Source organism: Prauserella marina (genome assembly GCF_002240355.1).
In the GTDB taxonomy this organism is placed as follows: Bacteria; Actinomycetota; Actinomycetes; order Mycobacteriales; family Pseudonocardiaceae; genus Prauserella_A; species Prauserella_A marina.
This window is the reverse complement of sequence record NZ_CP016353.1, coordinates 605,438-622,181: the sequence shown is the minus strand read 5'-3', so window position 1 is coordinate 622,181 and position 16,744 is coordinate 605,438. Positions and strand designations below refer to the sequence as shown.

The following is a 16,744-nucleotide window of genomic DNA, read 5'->3' as shown; positions in this document are numbered from 1 at the left end:
GGTGATCAGAGCGTGTGGTGCTAGCCGGTCAGCCCCACGAGCTGGCCGAGTGACGTGATGCTGAGGCCGGGACTTCCGGCGACCCCGGGGACTCCTCGCAGCGAGGCCAGCTCCTCTTCGTCCCTTGTGGAGTTGGCCCTGACCTGTTCCTCGCTCGGCTGAACGGGGACGCCGTTGTACGGCGCGTTCTGGGAACCGCGGACGTTGATGGGGCTGCCGGGCGGTTCAGCGCAGTAGGCGGACGAATCGGGTGGGCGCGGCGTGGTGTCGTCGCCCGGGCGGTACTCCTCGGGAGCGCGGTAGCCCTTGGTGCAGGAAGGCGGATTGAACAGGTTGAGCGCGAGCCCGAGGTGCGCTGTCCCGTCGTCGGGAGCGACGCTGAACGCGCCTCCGGCGACCACGGGGTAGGTGACCAGTGCCTGTTCGAGCCCGTCCTGCCTTGTGAAGAGCAGGTTGGAGGTGGTGAGCAGGTTGGCGACGACGGAGCCGAGACCTGGTCCCGATTCGGCGAGCAGTTCGCTGACCTGGTTGGCGGCCTGCGGGGTGATGCCGATGAGCTCACGGATGTCCGCGTCGGAGTTCTTGAGTGTCTCGGAAACCGAGGCGAGGTCGGAGCTGAACTCCTTCATGGAGGTGGCGAGGTCGTTCTGGGTGTTGAGTACCACGTTGCCGGAGTTGAGCAGTTCGACGGTCTGCGGAAGGTACTGCTTGGCGACCTTCGTGAAGTCTCTCGTGGTGTCCATCAGCACTTGGAGGTCGTCGCCGGTGCCGCGGAACGCCTCGTAGGACTCGTCCACGACGGTGCGCAACGCGTCGGTGGGCACCGAGGACGCCAGGCTGTCGAGGTCGCCGATGACCTTTTCCGTTGGCACCGGGGTGCTTGCCCTTTCGGCCGGGATGACGGAGCCGTCGGCGAGGTAGGGGCCGTTGTCGGTGACGGGCCTGAGATCGACGAACTGCTCCCCCACCGCTGATCGGTTGGCGACCATGGCATGTAGGTCGCTGGGCACCTTCGGGGCTTCCGGTTCGATGTCGAGTTCGGCTTTCAGCCCGGTCTCGGTGAGGCTCAGTTCGCCGACCCTGCCGATGTTGTAGCCGCGGTAGGTGACCTCGGCTCCGGTGAAGATGCCGCCGGACTCGTTCAGTTCGAGCTGGACGGTGTAACCGCCGGTACCGAAGACCTTTTCGATGTCGGTGAACCGCACCAGCGCGTAGGCGATGGCGAGTACGGAGATGATCGCGAACGCGATCAGCTGGATCTTGGCTTTGCGCAGGAGCATCAGCCGGCACCTCCCGACAGCACACCGAAGATGCCGGCGACCCCAGTCTGCTGAGACGGCTGTCCCTGCTGGTCTTGCTGGTCACCGCTGTGCGGTTCCGAACCGGGCAGGGGTAGCGGGGGCGGGGCGGGGCCGGAGCCACCCTGCGCAGGGCCGGTGAGGTCTCCGACGATGGGGACGTCTTGCAGCGGGTTCTGTCTGCTGCGGCCGAGGTTGGCCATGACCTCGCCGAGGTTGAGGTCGACCGTGGCGTAGAGGTTGAAGTAGTCGCCCTTCGCGCCTTCGACGGCGGCGTCGCTGAACGGGTAGGTCAGCATCAGTTCGAGCGCCTTCGGCAGGTCGGAGCCGGCTTCGCCGAGTTTGCGCAGCGTCGGAAGCAGTGCTTCGAGGTTGGCGACGAGGTCTTCCTGGCTGGCGTTGACGGTGTCGACGGCGACGCCGGAGAGTTCGTTGAGCGCTTGGAGCATGGTGACGAGCTGGCCGCGTTGCTGTTCGAGCACCGCGAGACCGGGGCCGAGGTCGTCGATGGCGCCCGCGATTTGATCGCGCTGGCCGTTGAGCGTCGAGGAAAGCCGGTTGAGCCCGTCGAGCGCTCTCGTGATGTCGCCGGATTGCGCGTCGAGGGTGGAGACGAGGTCGTCGGCGTTGCGCAGTAGTGCCTTGATGTCGGGTTCGTTGCCTTCGAGGGTGTTGTTGAGTTCCTTGGTGATGGTGTTGAGCTGTTCGACGCCGCCTCCGTTGAGGAGCATCGACAGCGCGCCGAGGACTTCCTCGACCTCGACGCTGCGGTTGGTTCGTTCGAGCGGGATGTGGTCGCCGTCGGCGAGCTTGGCCTGGGCTGGGTGTTCGGCGGGTGCTCGCAGTTCGACGTACTTCTCGCCGAGCAGGCTGGATTGCCGGAGGTTGGCGACGGCGTTGGCTGGCAGTGTGACGTCGCCGTTGACGAGGACGGTCACCTCGGCTGTCCAGCCGTCGTCGGCGAGCCCGATGTCGTCGACTCTGCCGACGGGGACCTCGTTGACTCGCACGCCGGACTGCGGCACGAGGTCGAGTACGTCCCTGAACTGGACTTTGACGCGGTAGGGGTGGTCGCCGAGGTCGGCGCCTCCCGGCAGTGGCACGTCGTAGACGCCGGAGAAGCCGCAGCCGGACACGGCGACGAGTGCCGCCGCGCTCGCGGCGACGGTGAAGGCGCGCAGCCGGGCCGGTTTCACTGGCCACCTCCCGGCGACATGAGCTGCCCGGTGAGCGGCACCGGTAGTGGTGGGAGCTTGCCCTGGTTGAGCGCGTTGACCGACTGGGCGAGCGATGGCAGCGGCACGGCCTTGTCGAGCAGCGGGGCGACGGAGCCGCACAGGTCGCCGAGCGCGTCGAGCGCGTCGGGGGTCTGTTTGAGAAAGCCACAGATCATGACGATCGGCGGCTGGGTCAGCTCGTTGAGGTTGGCGCGGGCGTCGAGTGTTCCGGACGACGCGTTGTAGGTGTTGGCGAGGTTGCCGAGCGCCAGTGGGGCGATGTCGAGTGTTTCGGCGAGCGCGGCGCGCTGGTCGACGAGCACCTGAGTGATGCCGGCCAGTTTGTCCACATTGGATTTGACCCGGCCCCGGTTGGCCTCGATGAAGTCCCTTACCGAGTAGAGCGTGGTGCCGAGCTGTTCGACGGTCGCGGCGAGGTTGTCCTTTTCGCGGTCGAGGAAGGAGCTCACGTCGGCGAGCTGGGTCTCGAACTGGCGAACCTGGCCGTCGCTTTCGGCGAGAGTGGTGGAGAAACTCGCGAGGTTTTCGACGGTCTTGAACAGGTCGCCCGAGTTGCCGGAAAGGGTTCCGGCCGCCTGGCCGAGTTTGGTGATGGTGTCGTTGAGCTTCCGCCCGTTGCCGTCGACGTTGGCCGAGAGTGTGTTGAGCAGGTCGGACAGTGAGCCGTTCGCGTTGGCGCCGTTGGGGCCGAGCGATTCGGACACCTCACTGAGTGAGCTGGTGAGTTCGTCGACTTCGAGCGGTACCGCGGTGCGGTTCATGGGGATGATCGCGCCGTCGGGGAGGGTGTCGCCGCCGGTGTAGGCGGGCGCGAGTTGTACGTAGCGGTCGGAGACGAGCGAGGGGGCGACGATCACGGCGTTCGCTCCGGCCGGGATGGTCACCGAACGGTCGTAGCGCAGTTCGACCTCGACCTGGTCGCCCTTCGGGCGCACGCTCGTCACCTCCCCCATTTCGACGCCGAGCACGCGGACGCTGTTGCCCTCGTAGAGGCCGATGGCTGAGGGGAAGTACGCGGTGACGTGTTTGCTGCTCGCGTCGCGCAGGGTCCACCACAACGCGCCCGCGACGACGAGGCCGAGTACACAGGCGATGGCGACCCCTCGGGTGAGGGTCTGGCCGAAGCGGGTGTCGGTCATCGCGCGTTGCACCCCTCTTCGTTGAGCGGCCCCACCGAGGGCAGCAGCAGTCCGCAAATGTAGTTGTCGAACCAGCGTCCACTGCCGATGGTGTTGTTGAAGACCCTGATGAACGGCGCGAATTCCTTGATGCCGTTGGCGAGCGCCTCCTGGTTGCGCTGGAGCATGCTGGTCAGCCGGTCGAGCTGGGTGAGGACGGGATCGAGCTGGCCGGAGTTGTCGTCGACGAGGCCCTGCAATTGGGTCGCGAGGCTGCGGCTGCCTTCCAGCAGCGTGGAGATGGCCTGTTCCCTGCGGGAGAGTTCGTCGAGGAGTTTGTTGCCGTCCTCAAGGAGTTTCGTGAATTCGGCGTCGCGGTCGGCCAGCGTCTGGGTGACCTGTCTTGTGTTGGACAGCAGGCTGGAGAGCTGTTTGTCGCGGGAGGCGATGGTGGTGGAAAGCTCGGAGAGCCCGTCGAGTGCGCCCCGCACGTCCTCCGGTGTGTTGGCAAAGGTTTCGGAGAGCACGTCGAAGCTCTGCGCGAGCTGCTTGGTGTCGATTTCCTCCACCGTCTGGGAGAGACCGCGGAAGGCTTCGAGCACGTCGTAGGGCGCTGCGGTGCGTTCCCTCGGGATGGTGTCGCTCGGGTCGAGCGCGGTGTCGCCGAGCGGGTCGAGGGCGACGTACTTCTGGCCGAGCAAGGTCTTGATCTTGATGGCCGCGGTGGTGCGGTCGCCGAGCCACGCGTCCTTGACCTTGAAGGAAACCCGCACGCGATCCCCGTCGAGTTCGATGTCGGTGACCTTGCCGACCTTGATGCCGGCGACGCGGACCTCGTCGTCGGTTTGCAGACCGGCCGATTCGCTGAAGTCGGCGGTGTAGGTGGTGCCGCCACCGATGATCGGCAGGTCGTCGGAGTTGAGCGCCGCGACGGTGCCGAGCACCATGAGCACGATCCCGACGAGCGCGATGGGGATCGGGTTGCGTTTCCGGAAGCTCTTCATGTCAGGCACCGCTCCCTCGACGCGGGCGCGACGGGAACGTTGACGGGCGCTTCCATCAGGCCGGGGATCTGGACGCTTCCGGTCGCCTCGCACAGGAAGAAGTTGAACCAGGATCCGTAGTCGGCCGTCGCGGCCATCCTGCTGGCCTTTTCCGGCAGGAACTGGATGAAGTGTTCGACGACGGCCTCGCTGTCGTTGAGGTTGCCCGTCAGCGCGCCGAGCGCCGCGATGTCCTGCTTGAGCGGTTCTCGCGCCTCGTCGAGCAGCCCCGCCGTTGTCGTGGTGAGCTCGCCGAGCGATTCGATGGCCTGGCCGATGGGTTCGCGGTCGCTGGAAAGTCCGGACACGAACTGTTGCAGTCGCACGATCAGGTCGGACAGCTGCGGGGTTCGGGCGTTGACGGTTTCCAGCAGGCTGTTGAGGTTGTCGATGACATCGCCGATCACCTGGTCCTTTTCGGCGATCGTCGTGGTGAGCGACGCGGTGTGGGCCAGCAGGCTTTCCACCGTTCCGCCCTCGCCCTGCAAGACCTGGACTATCTCGTAGGACAACGTGTTCACGTCCTCCGGCGAGAGCGCGCGGAAGAGCGGTTTGAATCCGTTGAACAGTTCGGTGAGGTCCAGCGCGGGTTTTGTCCGTTCGATCGGGATGTTGTCGCCTGGCTTGAGGGTTTCGCCTGCCTCGCCGCCGCCCCTTTCCAGCGAGACGTAGCGCTGACCGACGAGGTTCCTGAACTTGATGGTCGCGGTGACGTCGGCTGGCAGGGAGCGCCCCGAGTCGACCTCGAAGGCGACCTCGGCCTGGCGGCGGTCGACGATGCGGACGTCGGCGACCTGGCCGACCCTCACGCCCGCGATGCGGACGTCGTCGCCGGGCAACAGCATCGTCGCGTCGCTGAAGCGCGCCGTGTAGCCGGAGGTCGAGGTCAGGTTGACGTTGGCGATGCTGACACCGAGCACCGCGGTGAACAGCACGGTGACGACGACGAAGATGCTCAGTTTCGTGAGCGGGGCGGCGAGTCCTCTCATCGGACCGTCACCTCCGCTCCCCGGTACAGCGGGCCGATCAGCAGCGCGCCCCAGCCGGGCACGTCGGCGGAGGTCATGCCGACCTGTGGTGCGACGAGCTCCGAGAGAATCGCGTGTTCGGCCGGGGTGTTCGCCGGGTTTCCGGCCGTCGTTCCGTTGCCGTTGTAGCCACCGGCGTTGGCCGCGTTGTTGGCGGGGTTGAGCCCGTCGTTCTGTGAGCGGGCAGGAGGTGGCGAGGTACTGCCGTCCTGCAGAGGCCCCTCGGGCGGATGCTGCGGGAACGGGTCGGGAAGGTCTTTCATGGCATAGCAGCGGGGTCCGCGCTTGTCCTCGTACTCCGGTTCGTCCTTGCCAGGCTCGTAGGGGCCCCTGTTCGTGGTGATCTCGATGGTGGCGTGCAGGCCGGGCTTCGACGTTCCCTTGCCGAACGCCTTGTCGATGCGCGGCAGCAGGTCGGCCATCTGACCGATGAAGCACGGGTACTCAGGGGAGTACTTCGCCAGCAGCTCGGCCGTCGGCCGTGCGGTGCTGCCGAGGCTGATCAGATTGTCCGCGTTGGCCGTGAGGAAGGATTCGAGGTCGACCGAGGCCGTCGTGAGATTGCCGTACAGCGTTTGCAGGTTCTGTCGTTCCTCGACGATCGTCTTGCTGGTGACGGTCAGATTGTCCAAAGTGCGCACGAGATCGGGGGCCGCCTCGGACAGATTGTCGGAGAACTCGGCGAGCTCCCTGAGGTTCTCCTGGAGTTCCGGCAGATGCGGATTGAGTTCGCCGACGTACTCGCCCAATTCGGACAGTGTCTCGCCGAGTGGTTTTCCCCTTCCGTCGAGCGCCGTCGAGATGGCACTGAGCGTGCTGGAGAGTTTCTGCGGCTGCACGGCCTGCAACACGGGCATGAGGCTTTCCAGTGCCTGTTCGAGTTCGACGGCGTCGGAGGTCCGGTCCTGTGGGATCACGTCCCCGTCGCGGAGGCTCTGCGGCGACGGCGCGCCGGGAATCTCCAGTGACACGAATCGTTCGCCGAACAGGGTTTTCGGAAGGAACCGCGCCGAGACGTTACTCGGCACGAGGTGCGCCTGCTCGGGGTCGATCCGCAGGGTGAGTTCCGCGCCGGATTCGGTCGGCGCGATGCTCTCCACGCTGCCGACGATCAGGCCGCGCACCTTGACGTCCGAGTGCGGCGTGAGCTGGTTGCCGATCGTGCCGGCCTGCAATCTGACCATGACGAAGGAGCTGAAGCTCTTGTTGTAGAGCGCGATGCTCAGCAGGACACCGCCGACGAGTACCGCGACGAGCAGCAGCCCGAGCAATCTGCGGCGCACCGTGACCATGGCCTTGCTCATCCGGCGATCCTCACCGTCGTGTCAGTGCCCCAGATCGCGAACCCGATGAAGAAGTTCACGACCGCGACGGTGACGATGGACAACCTGACGGCGCGGCCGACCGCGACGCCGACACCGGCGGGACCTCCTGTCGCGCGGTAACCGTAATAACAGTGCGTCAGGATGATCAACACACTGAATATGAGCACCTTGATGAACGAGTAGAACACGTCCTCAGGTGGCAGGAACATGTCGAAATAATGGTCATACGTACCCGCCGATTGGTCGTAGATGTAGATGACCACGAGCCGGGAAGCCAGGTACGAACTGAGCAACCCGATCACGTACAACGGGATCACCGCGACGAATCCGGCGATGATGCGTGTCGTGACCAGATAGGGAAGGCTCGGCACCCCCATCACTTCGAGCGCGTCGATCTCCTCGGAGATCCGCATGGCGCCGAGCTGCGCGGTGAATCCCGCGCCGACCGTCGCCGACAGCGCCAGCCCCGCGACGAGCGGCGCGATCTCCCTCGTGTTGAAGAACGACGTGAGGAAGCCGGTGAAAGCCGACGTACCGATGGAGTTCAGCGCGGAAAAGCCCTGCAAACCGACGAGTACACCGGTGAACAAGGTCAGCCCGACCATCACGCCGACGGTGCCGCCGATGACGGCGAGCGAACCCGAACCGAAACTGACCTCGGCGAGCAGCCGCAGCACTTCCCTCGTGTAGCGGCGGATCGTCCTCGGCACCCACGCGATCGCGCGCAGGTAGAACGACATCTGGTCACCGAGGACGTCGAGCGTCTCCAGTGGACGGTTCGCGATCTTCTTCGCGTTCTTGGCCAACGGTGCCATCGTTCTAGTCCAACTTCGCGGGGACGATCTGCAAGTAAATCAACGTGATCACGAAGTTGACCACGAACAGCAGCAGAAAGGTGATGACGACGGACTGGTTGACGGCGTCCCCGACCCCCTTCGGCCCTGGAGGGGGATTGAGTCCCCGGTAGGCCGCGACGACCGCCGCGATGAACCCGAAGATGAGGGCTTTCAGCTCACCGACCCACAGGTCGGGCAACTGGGCCAGCGCCGAGAAACTCGCGAGATAAGCGCCGGGGGTGCCGTCCTGGAGCACCACGTTGAAGAAGTAGCCCCCGAGCACGCCGATGACGCTGACCATGCCGTTGAGCAGCACGGCAATGAGCATGCAGGCCAGTACTCTCGGCACGACGAGCCGTTGCACCGCGGAGACGCCGAGCACTTCCATGGCGTCGATTTCCTCGCGGATGGTGCGGGCGCCGATGTCGGCACAGATCGCCGAACCACCAGCCCCTGCCACCAGCAACGCGGTGACGAGGGGGCTCGCCTGCTGCACCGTTGCGAGCACACTGCCCGCACCGGTGTAGGACTGCGCGCCCAGTTGCGTGGCGAGCGAGCCGAATTGCAGGGAGATGACGGCGCCGAACGGGATCGCGACGAGCGCGGTCGGCAGGATCGTGACACTGGCGATGAACCACGACTGCTGAATGAACTCCCTGACCTGGAACGGCCGCTGGAAAATACCGCGAGCCACGTCCAAACCGAGAGCGAACAGCTTTCCTGTCTCCCGCAGCATCCCGATGCCGGGGATCCTGGCCGTCGAGGCCCGAGAACTCATGAACACCCTCGTCGTGCTTGCTCACCGCGGGTGCGGAGCCGGGAACGGTCGTAGCCGAGCGACGGCTCGTGGTCGGCGTCGCTCATGATCGTCCTTGCGTTGGTGGAGGCATTCGGCGGGTCGTCGGCTCCCGTCTCAGCTCGGGCTCCCGCCAGCCTGTGTCCGGCAACTGCGCGACGTCTCCCGTCGGCAGTTGCCCGTGGTGGGCGCGGGCCACCGGGTGCGCGCGAACCCCGTAGTACTGCTGTTCCTCAGTGCTGAGCGATTCGATGATGCCTTCCTGCGCGTTCGGCGGCAGCGTGTGCAGGATCCGCATGACCCTGTCCTTGCGGCGCCGGACACCCGCGCGTTCCGGCAAGCCCGGGGTCGGCTGGAGTTGCGGAACGACACCGCGCACGTCGTCGGTCGACCCGTCGTGGTGGCCGGCGTCGGCGTAAGCCTGCTCCTGCTCCATCGTCGCCTGGTCCTTCTCCTCGGACATGCCGATGGGACCGATCCTGCGACCGTTCAGGAACTGTTCGACGACCGGCTCGTCGCTGGTGAGCAGCACTTCGCGCGGACCGAACATGACGAGTTCCTTGCGAAACAACATGCCGATGTTGTCGGGAACCGTACGAGCCACGTTGATGTTGTGCGTGACGATCAGGATGGTCGAGTCGGTTTGCGAGTTGAGGTCGACGAGTAACTGGGAGATGTAGGCCGTCCGCACGGGGTCCAGACCGGAGTCCGGCTCGTCGCACAGGATGATCGCGGGATTGAGCACGAGCGCCCTCGAAAGCCCCGCCCGCTTCCGCATACCCCCGGAAATCTCGCCCGGCAGTTTTTTCTCCGCACCGGAAAGACCGGTCATTTCGAGCTTTTCGAGCACGATCTTGCGGATTTCGGTCTCGGACTTCTTGGTGTGCTCGCGCAGCGGGAACGCCACGTTGTCGTAAAGGTTCATCGAACCGAACAGCGCGCCGTCCTGGAAGAGCACACCGAACAGCTTGCGGACCTCGTAGAGCTTGTGTTCCGAGCATGTCACGATGTCGACGCCGTTGATGACGCACTTGCCACGGTCGGGCTTGAGCAGGCCGATCATGGACTTGAGGAAAACGGACTTACCCGTACCCGACGGCCCCAGCATCACCGACACCTCGCCCGGCGGCAGGGTCAGCGTCACGTCCCGCCAGATGGCCTGCTTGCCGAACGACTTCGTCAAGCCCTCGATGACCACCTCGGCACCCATCGCACCTCCCGGAGCTGTTTCGCGGCAGCATGCCCCGAAGCTTGCGTCACTCACATGCAACGAGCTGCGAGCACAGTAGTTACTCGCGAGTTTCGCCTCGGGTGACGCCTGCGTGTCAGTAGTGGAGCAAGGTAGCGCACGACAGGGCCGGAACACGAAAAGGGCGGGCATCGCGATCGCGATGCCCGCCCTTTTCCGCTGCGAGTCAGCTCAGGGGACCAATGGTCACTTGAGGCTGATCTTGGCGCCGGCTGCTTCCAGCTTCTCCTTGGCAGCTTCGGCGGCTTCCTTGTCGACCTTCTCAAGGAGGGCCTTCGGGGCGCTCTCGACGAGCTCCTTGGCCTCCTTCAGGCCGAGGCCGGAGACGACCTCGCGGACAACCTTGATGACCTGGATCTTCTTGTCGCCAGCGCCCTCAAGGACGACGTCGAACTCGTCCTGCTCCTCTTCGGCGGGGGCAGCGGCACCCGCGCCGGGGGCCGCGACGACGGCGGCCGGGGCAGCGGCGGTCACGTCGAAGGTCTCTTCGAACTTCTTCACGAACTCGGACAGCTCAAGCAGCGTCAGCTCCTTGAAGGCGTCGAGCAGGTCGTCGGTGCTCAGCTTCGCCATGATGGCGTTCCTCTCTTCTCGCGGTGCTTGTGGTCGGGGGTGTTACTCGGTCAGCTCTCGGCTGGAACGGCAGCCTCGGCGGCGCCTTCGCCTTCGGACTTGCGCTTGTCTTCGAGCGCGACGGCCAAACGGGCGACCTGGGACGCGGGCGCCTGGAACAGCGCGGCGGCCTGGGACAGCTTGGCCTTGAACGCACCGGCGGCCTTGGAAAGCAGCACCTCACGGCTGTCGAGGTCGGCAAGCTCCTCGATCTCGGCAACCGAAAGGGCACGGCCATCCATGTAGCCGCCCTTGATGACAAGTGCGTTGTGTTCCTTCGCGAAGTCACGAAGAGCCTTCGCGGCGTCGACAGCCTCACCCTCGACGAAGGCGATGGCGGTCGGGCCGATGAACAGCTCGTCGAGCCCCTCGATGCCCGCGTCCTCAGCAGCACGCTTGACGAGGGTGTTCTTCGCGACCCGATACTTGGCGGTGTCGCCGAGAGCGCGGCGCAGCTTTCCGAGCTGGGACACGGAGAGGCCGGAGTACTCAGTGACAACGGTGGCCGAGCTGCTGCGGAACCGGTCCGCGATCTCGGCGACGGCCGCCACCTTGTCGGGCTTCGCCATGGTCGCCTCCTCTCTTGGCTAGGTGACCGCTGGTGAAGCCATTGACCCCCAACACGACAAAACGCCCCAGCGCAGCAGGCGCGGGGCGTCGTAGCACCAAAAGGCGCGGCGATCCTCGTATCCTCCTGCGCGGGCCGTCCGCCCTGATGCGGACCTTCGTTCCCGGGACCAATGCCCGGGAAGACCAGCGGTCTTCGGTAGAACCGTCGACCAGCATACGTGCCCCCCGCGCCCCCGCTGCAAGCACCCCGCCCCGAACCGCGTTTAGCCCGCGAAACGCGGTACTTGTCATTGCTAACTACCGCGTTTTGCGGGCTAACCGCGGTACCGGCACCACAATCAGTACCCAAGCAGGCATCATGGGTCACGTGGCGGAACAGCGACCCGACGACACCCCCGGCCCCGAGCAACCCCCCGGCGACAACACACCGGGAGCCGAAGTCGAACCTGCCCAACCAACGGGCCCACCACGAATCGACCCCGAACAACTCCGCCAATTCCAGCAATTCCAAGAGTTCCAGAAATTCCAGGAACTCCAACGTCAACAACAACCAGGCGGAGAACTCACCACCGGCCAGACCTACCCGCCCACCACCACGGCGACCCAGCAACTGGTCCCCCACCAGCAACCACCACGCCGCAAAATCCCAGGCTGGCTCGAATGGCTCGGCAAGAAACTCATCGGCTGGCTCATCTTCATCATCCTGCTCATCATCGGCCTCACCTGGGCCTACAACTACTTCCTCGGCAGCGACAACTCCGGCGACAGCAAAACCCAAGCCAAAATGGGCGGCGGCACCTACCACACCAACGAAATCCTGTCGGACAAGCCATACGAAGCGGTGAGGCAGGTCTACGACGCGATTGCCCAGGAAGACCCGGCGAACGGAGAGCCGCTGGTGGCCGAGGCATGCGGACGCTTCGACAACCAAGCCGGTGTCCAGTTGCGCTTCGCGGAGAACCTTGGCTATCCCGGTTGCCGTGAGGCAATCATCGGGTTGCACGAGAAGGTCACCAACGTCAACCAGTACGCGGAGTCGGTCTATCCCAAGTGGTACGACCCCACAGCCAACACAGTCCGGATCGATTCCTGCGACTTCACGATCAGCGGCGGACCGGCCCTCGGCACGTTCGTCCTGACGAAACAGGACTACAAGAACCAATGGCTCATCACCGGACACGAGCCGGGTCCGGCAACCTGCCCCGCCCCAAGCACGGGCAACGGGGGCTGAGAAACGCGGAAAGACCTCAACACAAAGCGGGGCGGCCATCCGAAAGGATGACCGCCCCGCTTGTCTGTGATGTCAGGCCGTGGCGTCTTCCGCCAGCAGGTCCCTCGTACGAGCAGGGTCGACCGGGATACCGGGGCCCATGGTCGTCGTGAAGGTGACCTTCTTGAGGTAGCGGCCCTTCGCCGCGGACGGCTTCGCGCGAAGCACCTCGTCCAACGCCGCCGCGTAGTTCTCCACCAGCTTGTCGGCTTCGAACGATGCCTTGCCGATGACCAGGTGCAGGTTCGCCTGCTTGTCAACGCGGAAGCTGATCTTGCCGCCCTTGATGTCGGCCACAGCCTTGCTGACAGCGGGGGTCACCGTGCCGGTCTTCGGGTTCGGCATCAGGCCACGCGGGCCGAGGATGCGGGCGACCCGCCCGACCTTCGCCATCTGGTCCGGCGTCGCGATCGCGGCGTCGAAGTCGAGCCAGCCACCCTGGATGCGCTCGATCAAATCGTCGGAGCCAACCGCGTCGGCACCGGCGGCCTCGGCCTCGGCGGCCTTGTCACCGGTGGCGAAAACAATGACGCGGACGGTCTTACCCGTACCGTGCGGCAGGTTCACGGTGCCGCGGACCATCTGGTCGGCCTTGCGGGGATCCACGCCGAGCCGCATCGCGACCTCGACCGTGGCATCCATCTTGATCTTGGCGGTCTCTTTCGCGAGCTTCACGGCCTCAAGCGGCCCGTACAGCCGCTCGCGGTCGATCAGCTCGGCGGCCTGACGGTATGCCTTGCTGCGCTTGGTCATGCTCTGTCCTCTTGAGAAATAGTGAATGGATCAGTTGTGGTGTGGGCCAGCGCCTGGCCCTTCCACGTGCCGGGCACCCGCTCGCGAGCGCTCGGCGTCGGCGACTATTCGACGGTGAGCCCCATCGACCGGGCGGTGCCGGCGATGATCTTCGCGGCCTGGTCGGTGTCGTGTGCGTTGAGGTCGCTCTTCTTGGTCTCGGCGATGTCCCGCACCTGGTCCCAGGTCACCTTGCCGACCTTGGTCTTGTGCGGCTCGCCGCTGCCCTTGTCGATGCCAGCGGCCTTGAGCAGCAGCTTCGCGGCCGGCGGCGTCTTGAGCTTGAAGTCGAACGAGCGGTCCTCGAACACGGAGATCTCGACCGGCACGACATTGCCACGCTGCGACTCGGTCGCCGCGTTGTATGCCTTGCAGAACTCCATGATGTTGACACCGTGCTGGCCCAGCGCCGGGCCCACGGGAGGCGCCGGGTTCGCGGCGCCCGCCTGGATCTGCAGCTTGATGATCGCTGCAAGCTTCTTCTTCTTGGGTGGCATTCCTGTTCCTGTTCAGTGTTGCTCCCCCGCGCACCTGCCGTGGCGCGGGACTTCCGGCCGGCTCTGCGGCCGTCAGATCTTGGAGACCTGGTTGAACGACAACTCGACCGGGGTCTCCCTGCCGAAGATCGACACCAGGACCTTCAGTTTCTGGCCGTCCGCGTTGACCTCGCTGATCGTCGCGGGCAGCGTGGCGAACGGGCCGTCCATGACGGTGACCGATTCGCCGACCTCGAAGTCGACCTCCACCGAGCGGCCCGCTGCGGGCATTTCCGTGGTGGCCTGCTCGCCCTTACCCTGCTTGGTGGGGGCGGCCTTCTCGACCTGCGGGGCGAGGAACTTGAGCACCTCGTCCAGGGTAAGCGGTGACGGGCGCGACGTGGCCCCGACGAAACCAGTGACGCCAGGGGTGTTGCGCACCGCACTCCACGAAGCGTCGTTCAGTTCCATCCTGACCAGGATGTAGCCGGGCAGAACCTTGCGCTGCACCTGCTTGCGCTGGCCGTTCTTGATCTCGGTGACCTCTTCGGTCGGCACCTCGATCTGGAAGATGAAGTCCTCGACGTCGAGGGTCTGCCGACGAGTCTCAAGGTTGTTCTTGACCTTGTTCTCATAACCGGCGTACGAGTGCACGACGTACCACTCGCCTGGCTGCGACCGCAGCTCGGCACGCAGCGCCTCGACCGGGTCTTCCTCGGCGGCGTCGTCCTCGTCAGCCCCGGAGACCCCGGATGCTTCGTCGGTCTCGGCCGCGCCGGACTCGTCGGCACCGGACTCGGCGACAGCAGCGGCGTCGTCGGTGTCGGCCTCCGTGTCCCCGGCCGCCGTCTCGACGGGCTCAGTGTGTTCCGAGTCCGTGTCACCGGTGGCCGCGAGCACCTGCTCGTCGGAAAGGCCGGTCAGTTCCTGACCGGCTCCTGAGCCGTTCTCGGAGGTCACTTTCCGTCCTCTCAGTTGATCGCGTGTGGTGATTGCGGGAGTGTTGTCGACCCCCGCCACCCGCGAGGCCAGGTGGGCCGATCAGTTACCGAATATGAAGTCCATGCCCTTGATGAACAGGACGTCAAGCCCGGCAACAAGGGCCACCATGAAGGCCACGAACACCAGCACCACGATGGTGTAGGTGATCATCTGCTTGCGGGTAGGCCAGATGACCTTGCGCAGCTCTGCCCAGACCTCACGAACGAACCGCACGAGACGCGAAAACAGGCCACCCCGCTTTGTCTCCTTGCGATTCCGCTTCGGCGTCGGCTTGTCCTTGCCGACAGGCTTGGCGGCCTTTTCCGAAGTCTTTCCCTTCGGCGAAGGCCGTTTCTTCGCGTCCGCGCTCTTACCGGCCCCCGACTCTGAGTCAGCCTCGGTGCCCGTGTCGGCAGGGCGCGCGGAGGCACGGCGCTCACGCCGAGCCGCGGCGGTGACGGGACGGGAAGAGCGCTTGGCCGCCCTCTTTTCGTCCTTCTCGCCGTCCTCGCTCACGAGCTACTCCTCCGCTCCACCTGACACGTCAACGCAGGGGTGACAGGACTTGAACCTGCAACCTGCGGTTTTGGAGACCGCTGCTCTGCCATTTGAGCTACACCCCTTCGAGCGGATTCGCGCCGAACCGCTCACGAGGACGCACTCAACCAACCCCACATGGAGCGCAGGGTCGAGTGTCGAACGTCCCAAGTCCGGCAGTCTACGGCAAGCCGGATATCGCCTCGCAACCGCGCCCACCACACGCCAACGGGGCGGCTGTCCACCGCGAAAATCGCACGTGAAAAAATGTCGGCATGGCCACACCCGGAAGTACTGTCACCAGCCCACGTTCTCGCGTGTCCGCCCGCATCGCGGGTATCACGCCCTCCGCGACGCTCGCGGTGGACGCGAAGGCGAAGGCACTGAAGGCTCAGGGGCGGCCCGTGATCGGTTTCGGTGCCGGCCAGCCCGACTTTCCCACACCCGACTACGTCGTCGAGGCCGCTGCCGCCGCCGTCCGCGAGCGGGGCAACCACGGCTACACGGCGGCGGCCGGTCTCCCCGAACTGCGGGAAGCCATCGCGGCCAAGACGCTGCGGGACTCCGGCTTCGCGTGCGAGGCATCCCAGGTCCTCGTGACCAACGGTGGAAAGCAGGCGGTGTATTCCGCGTTCGCGACCCTGCTCGACCCCGGCGACGAGGTGCTGCTCCCCGCGCCGTTCTGGACCACCTACCCGGAGCCGATCGCACTGGCCGGCGGGGTTCCCGTGCAGGTCACCGCCGACGAGTCGACCGGTTACCTGGTGACCGTCGACCAGCTCGAAGCCGCTCGCACCGAGCGCACGAAGGTCCTGCTGTTCAACTCGCCTTCCAACCCGACCGGCGCGGTGTACCCGCGTGAGCAGGTCGAGGCGATTGGCCGCTGGGCTCTGGAGCACGGCATCTGGGTGATCACCGACGAGATCTACGAACACCTCGTCTACGACGGCGCGAAGGCCGAGTCGATGCCGGTCGTCGTGCCGGAACTGGCTGACCAGACGCTGATCCTCAACGGTGTCGCCAAGACCTACTCGATGACCGGCTGGCGGGTCGGCTGGATCATCGGCCCTAACGACGTGATCAAGGCAGCTTCGAGCTTCCAGTCGCACCTGTGCGGCAACGTCGCGAACGTGTCGCAGCGCGCCGCTCTGGCGGCCGTCGCCGGTCCGCTCGATGTCGTGCACGAGATGCGGGAATCCTTCGACGCCCGCCGCAAGAAGATCGTGTCATTGCTGTCGGCCATCCCCGGCGTCGAGTGCCCGACGCCGGAGGGCGCGTTCTACGCCTACCCGTCGGTCAAGGCATTGCTCGGCAAGGAGATCCGAGGCGAGCGCCCCCAGAACACGGTTGAACTGGCCGACCTGATCCTCCGCGAGGCCGAGGTCGCCGTCGTGCCTGGCGAGGCGTTCGGGACGCCCGGCTACTTCCGCTTCTCCTACGCGCTGGCCGAGTCGGATCTGGTCGAGGGCGTGAACAGGGTCGCGGCCCTCCTCGGCGAGGCCAAGTAACTCCCAGGAACAGCAACCGAAAAGGCCCCCGATCAAGGTCGGGGGCCTTTTTCATGCCCACCTCCCA

The 16,744-nt window shown here is 65.5% G+C and carries 17 protein-coding genes and 1 tRNA gene; 2 read left to right on the top strand and 16 right to left on the bottom strand.

Going from position 1 to position 16,744, the window contains the following annotated elements:
* Positions 1-20: 20 nt before the first annotated feature.
* The 11 genes from BAY61_RS02705 to rplJ form a co-directional block, all read right to left on the bottom strand.
* The gene (locus BAY61_RS02705) at positions 21-1,280 is read right to left on the bottom strand and encodes an MCE family protein (protein WP_091802095.1); all 1,260 of its coding nucleotides are present in this window, start codon (positions 1,278-1,280) and stop codon (positions 21-23) included.
* Positions 1,280-2,494, bottom strand: coding sequence for an MCE family protein (locus tag BAY61_RS02700; protein ID WP_091802092.1), 1,215 nt, complete (start codon positions 2,492-2,494; stop codon positions 1,280-1,282). Before BAY61_RS02700 ends, BAY61_RS02705 begins: the two co-directional genes overlap by 1 nt.
* A complete protein-coding gene (locus tag BAY61_RS02695; RefSeq protein WP_091802569.1) occupies positions 2,491-3,675 on the bottom strand; it encodes an MCE family protein in 1,185 nt (394 codons plus the stop codon). Before BAY61_RS02695 ends, BAY61_RS02700 begins: the two co-directional genes overlap by 4 nt.
* Positions 3,672-4,658 carry an MCE family protein gene (locus tag BAY61_RS02690; protein ID WP_091802089.1) on the bottom strand — a complete coding sequence of 329 codons (987 nt, stop codon included), beginning with the start codon at positions 4,656-4,658 and terminating at the stop codon, positions 3,672-3,674. Before BAY61_RS02690 ends, BAY61_RS02695 begins: the two co-directional genes overlap by 4 nt.
* A complete protein-coding gene (locus tag BAY61_RS02685; RefSeq protein ID WP_091802087.1) occupies positions 4,655-5,686 on the bottom strand; it encodes an MCE family protein in 1,032 nt (343 codons plus the stop codon). Before BAY61_RS02685 ends, BAY61_RS02690 begins: the two co-directional genes overlap by 4 nt.
* Positions 5,683-7,029 (bottom strand): MCE family protein, encoded by a 1,347-nt coding sequence (locus BAY61_RS02680; protein WP_091802084.1) that lies wholly within the window; start codon positions 7,027-7,029, stop codon positions 5,683-5,685. The genes BAY61_RS02685 and BAY61_RS02680 overlap by 4 nt, the downstream gene beginning before the upstream one ends.
* Positions 7,026-7,865, bottom strand: coding sequence for an MlaE family ABC transporter permease (locus BAY61_RS02675; RefSeq protein ID WP_091802079.1), 840 nt, complete (start codon positions 7,863-7,865; stop codon positions 7,026-7,028). The genes BAY61_RS02680 and BAY61_RS02675 overlap by 4 nt, the downstream gene beginning before the upstream one ends.
* Positions 7,866-7,869: 4 nt before the next feature.
* Positions 7,870-8,664 (bottom strand): MlaE family ABC transporter permease, encoded by a 795-nt coding sequence (locus tag BAY61_RS02670; protein WP_091802076.1) that lies wholly within the window; start codon positions 8,662-8,664, stop codon positions 7,870-7,872.
* An 82-nt stretch (positions 8,665-8,746) separates the two neighbouring features.
* Positions 8,747-9,892: an ABC transporter ATP-binding protein gene (locus tag BAY61_RS02665; protein ID WP_091802074.1), complete on the bottom strand. Its 1,146-nt coding sequence runs from the start codon at positions 9,890-9,892 to the stop codon at positions 8,747-8,749.
* A gap of 225 nt (positions 9,893-10,117) precedes the next feature.
* On the bottom strand, positions 10,118-10,504 hold the full coding sequence (rplL, locus tag BAY61_RS02660; protein WP_091802072.1) for a 50S ribosomal protein L7/L12: 387 nt from the start codon (positions 10,502-10,504) through the stop codon (positions 10,118-10,120).
* A gap of 50 nt (positions 10,505-10,554) precedes the next feature.
* Complete coding sequence (rplJ, locus tag BAY61_RS02655) at positions 10,555-11,112, bottom strand: 50S ribosomal protein L10 (protein ID WP_091802069.1); 558 nt, start codon at positions 11,110-11,112, stop codon at positions 10,555-10,557.
* Between the two features lie 32 nt (positions 11,113-11,144).
* Between rplJ and BAY61_RS02650 the strand changes: the two genes are divergently transcribed.
* The gene (locus BAY61_RS02650; RefSeq protein WP_342749600.1) at positions 11,145-12,344 is read left to right on the top strand and encodes a hypothetical protein; all 1,200 of its coding nucleotides are present in this window, start codon (positions 11,145-11,147) and stop codon (positions 12,342-12,344) included.
* A 72-nt stretch (positions 12,345-12,416) separates the two neighbouring features.
* Here BAY61_RS02650 and rplA read toward each other — a convergent pair whose 3' ends face one another.
* From rplA to BAY61_RS02625, 5 genes are all read right to left on the bottom strand, one after another.
* Complete coding sequence (gene rplA, locus BAY61_RS02645) at positions 12,417-13,136, bottom strand: 50S ribosomal protein L1 (protein ID WP_091802062.1); 720 nt, start codon at positions 13,134-13,136, stop codon at positions 12,417-12,419.
* Positions 13,137-13,240: 104 nt separating this feature from the next.
* Entirely contained in the window at positions 13,241-13,672 is a 432-nt protein-coding gene (gene rplK, locus BAY61_RS02640) for a 50S ribosomal protein L11 (protein ID WP_091802059.1), read from the bottom strand.
* Positions 13,673-13,744: 72 nt separating this feature from the next.
* Complete coding sequence (nusG, locus tag BAY61_RS02635; RefSeq protein ID WP_091802056.1) at positions 13,745-14,611, bottom strand: transcription termination/antitermination protein NusG; 867 nt, start codon at positions 14,609-14,611, stop codon at positions 13,745-13,747.
* Positions 14,612-14,692: 81 nt separating this feature from the next.
* The gene (secE, locus tag BAY61_RS02630) at positions 14,693-15,148 is read right to left on the bottom strand and encodes a preprotein translocase subunit SecE (protein ID WP_091802053.1); all 456 of its coding nucleotides are present in this window, start codon (positions 15,146-15,148) and stop codon (positions 14,693-14,695) included.
* A gap of 34 nt (positions 15,149-15,182) precedes the next feature.
* Positions 15,183-15,255 (bottom strand) — tRNA-Trp (locus BAY61_RS02625).
* Between the two features lie 189 nt (positions 15,256-15,444).
* On the opposite strand from BAY61_RS02625, the gene BAY61_RS02620 reads away from it, so the two are divergent.
* Positions 15,445-16,677 carry a pyridoxal phosphate-dependent aminotransferase gene (locus tag BAY61_RS02620; RefSeq protein WP_091802051.1) on the top strand — a complete coding sequence of 411 codons (1,233 nt, stop codon included), beginning with the start codon at positions 15,445-15,447 and terminating at the stop codon, positions 16,675-16,677.
* The last annotated feature ends 67 nt before the right edge of the window (positions 16,678-16,744 follow it).

Bases quoted from the DNA above. Each gene is read 5' to 3' on its own strand.
- BAY61_RS02705 (WP_091802095.1), bottom strand. From the start codon at position 1,280: ATGCTCCTGCGCAAAGCCAAGATCCAGCTGATCGCGTTCGCGATCATC.
- BAY61_RS02690 (WP_091802089.1), bottom strand. From the start codon at position 4,658: ATGAAGAGCTTCCGGAAACGCAACCCGATCCCCATCGCGCTCGTCGGG.
- rplL (WP_091802072.1), bottom strand. From the start codon at position 10,504: ATGGCGAAGCTGAGCACCGACGACCTGCTCGACGCCTTCAAGGAGCTG.
- rplJ (WP_091802069.1), bottom strand. From the start codon at position 11,112: ATGGCGAAGCCCGACAAGGTGGCGGCCGTCGCCGAGATCGCGGACCGG.
- BAY61_RS02665 (WP_091802074.1), bottom strand. From the start codon at position 9,892: ATGGGTGCCGAGGTGGTCATCGAGGGCTTGACGAAGTCGTTCGGCAAG.
- BAY61_RS02670 (WP_091802076.1), bottom strand. From the start codon at position 8,664: ATGAGTTCTCGGGCCTCGACGGCCAGGATCCCCGGCATCGGGATGCTG.
- BAY61_RS02675 (WP_091802079.1), bottom strand. From the start codon at position 7,865: ATGGCACCGTTGGCCAAGAACGCGAAGAAGATCGCGAACCGTCCACTG.
- BAY61_RS02620 (WP_091802051.1), top strand. From the start codon at position 15,445: ATGGCCACACCCGGAAGTACTGTCACCAGCCCACGTTCTCGCGTGTCC.
- rplK (WP_091802059.1), bottom strand. From the start codon at position 13,672: ATGCCACCCAAGAAGAAGAAGCTTGCAGCGATCATCAAGCTGCAGATC.
- rplA (WP_091802062.1), bottom strand. From the start codon at position 13,136: ATGACCAAGCGCAGCAAGGCATACCGTCAGGCCGCCGAGCTGATCGAC.
- BAY61_RS02685 (WP_091802087.1), bottom strand. From the start codon at position 5,686: ATGAGAGGACTCGCCGCCCCGCTCACGAAACTGAGCATCTTCGTCGTC.
- BAY61_RS02695 (WP_091802569.1), bottom strand. From the start codon at position 3,675: ATGACCGACACCCGCTTCGGCCAGACCCTCACCCGAGGGGTCGCCATC.
- BAY61_RS02680 (WP_091802084.1), bottom strand. From the start codon at position 7,029: ATGAGCAAGGCCATGGTCACGGTGCGCCGCAGATTGCTCGGGCTGCTG.